At 60.8% G+C, this 1630-nt stretch carries 1 protein-coding gene and 2 pseudogenes; 2 read left to right on the forward strand and 1 reads right to left on the reverse strand.

Features of this window, described 5'->3' with window-relative positions:
• Positions 1 to 130 (forward strand): annotated as a pseudogene (locus O7A70_RS33685) (IS66 family transposase); the annotation flags it as partial.
• Between the two features lie 275 nt (positions 131 to 405).
• On the opposite strand, the gene O7A70_RS33690 reads toward O7A70_RS33685, so the two are convergent.
• Positions 406 to 1428 (reverse strand): IS110 family transposase, encoded by a 1023-nt coding sequence (locus O7A70_RS33690; protein WP_032936374.1) that lies wholly within the window; start codon positions 1426 to 1428, stop codon positions 406 to 408.
• A gap of 75 nt (positions 1429 to 1503) precedes the next feature.
• Between O7A70_RS33690 and O7A70_RS33695 the strand changes: the two are divergent.
• A pseudogene (locus tag O7A70_RS33695) lies at positions 1504 to 1630 on the forward strand (IS66 family transposase); the annotation flags it as partial.

The raw sequence follows: 1630 nt of genomic DNA on the forward strand, positions 1-1630 counted from the left end.
CCGCAAGGCCGAACAGCCACTGCGGCACCTTCAGGGCTTCGTCGGAATCCTGCAAGTCGACGGCTACGCCGGATACCGGGCGTTGGCCGAGCGCAATGCCGTGAGCCTGGCGTTCTGCTGGGCGCATCTATGGACGCCCCCGACTTTGCAAGGACTTTATGCGCGGCTTCGGCAATGCCTGCGGCTGCAGTCATCTATTCGGCCTCTACGATGTGGAGCACCCTGCACCACGGGCCTTGATGGAATATCCGCGAACCGGCACCCAATCACGTTGCGCGAGCTCGAGGCTCGATGCGCCCAACGGGTTCACCCGGTCCCGGTACGCCCGGTCTTGCCATCACCTGCCTTACTTATCCTCACAACCGCATCGGCCCCAAGTCGGGCTGATCAGAATGACGGCAAAGATCATGCCGCTTCACGCGTCAGTGCGCCGTACGTTCCACCGTATCGCAGCAATGCCCACACAACTCGTGCCGTCTTGTTCGCGATCGCCACGACCGCAACATTGGCAGGCCGCCGGTCTCTCAATTTAGCGAGCCAAATCCAGGTGCGCCCTCGCCAGCGCATGAGCGAACGGCTGCCGTGAATCAGCAACTTGCGCAAATAGCCGTTCCCTCGTTTGCTGATCGAGCCGAGCTGCTCCTTGCCGCCCGTGGAATGCTGCTTGGGCACCAGTCCGAGCCACGCGGAAAAATGACGGCCGGATTTGAAGTCGGCCGGATCACGCATGGACGAAACCAAGGCACTCGCGGTGACAACGCCAACCCCGGGTATGGTCATCAATCGCCGGCAGGCGCTGGAACCTCTCGCGACGGCAACCAAGTTGCTGTCGATCCGGGCGAGTTTGGTCTTCACCTCTCTTAGCTGTTCGACGAGATAACGCAGCGCATGCCGCGCCACAGGCGGAATACGCGCTTCCGATTCATCTTCGATCAGAACGGTGAGAAGGCCGATGTTGTGTGCCCGGTTCGGACCAATTACCCCGAATTCCGCCAAGTGACCGCGGATCGCGTTGATCAACTGGGTTCTCTGGCGGATCAACATCTCCCGAACTCGGTGGATGACCAGGATCTCCTGCTGCATCTCTTCCTTGATGGGAACGAAGCGCATCGTCGGTCGCGTGACTGCTTCGCAGATCGCCTCGGCATCGGCGGCATCATTCTTGTTGGTCTTTACGTAGGGCCGAACGTATTGCGCAGGGATCAAGCGGACCTCGTGTCCCATACTGCGCAGCAGCCGACCCCAGAAATGTGCACCCGGGCAAGCTTCCAGCCCAACCAAGCAGCTCGGAAGGACGCGAAAGAATTGCTCCACGTCATCACGCCTGAGCTTCCGTCGGACAATTGCTCTCCCATGCTGGTCAGCCCCGTGAACCTGAAAGACTGATTTGGCAATGTCGAGGCCGACCACGTGAACTTCATCTCGCATGGCAATCTCCTTCTGTTTGACCACGCTCCATACTCCTCGCCACAGGGCGGAAGCGGAAGGGGGCGTCCATGCCATCATGTCCGTCGACGCTTCTACGAACTGGCCCAGTCCGGACCCGCGCCGATCGCCACGGAGGCGCTCCAGCGCATCGCCGAGCTCTACAAGATCGAGAGCGAGATACGGGGACGCTCGCCCGAAGAGC

Source organism: Mesorhizobium sp. Cs1299R1N1, assembly GCF_037179655.1.
Classification (GTDB): Bacteria; Pseudomonadota; Alphaproteobacteria; order Rhizobiales; family Rhizobiaceae; genus Mesorhizobium; species Mesorhizobium salmacidum.

Coding starts and splice junctions, on each gene's coding strand:
- O7A70_RS33690 (WP_032936374.1), bottom strand. CDS start 1,428: ATGCGAGATGAAGTTCACGTGGTCGGCCTCGACATTGCCAAATCAGTC.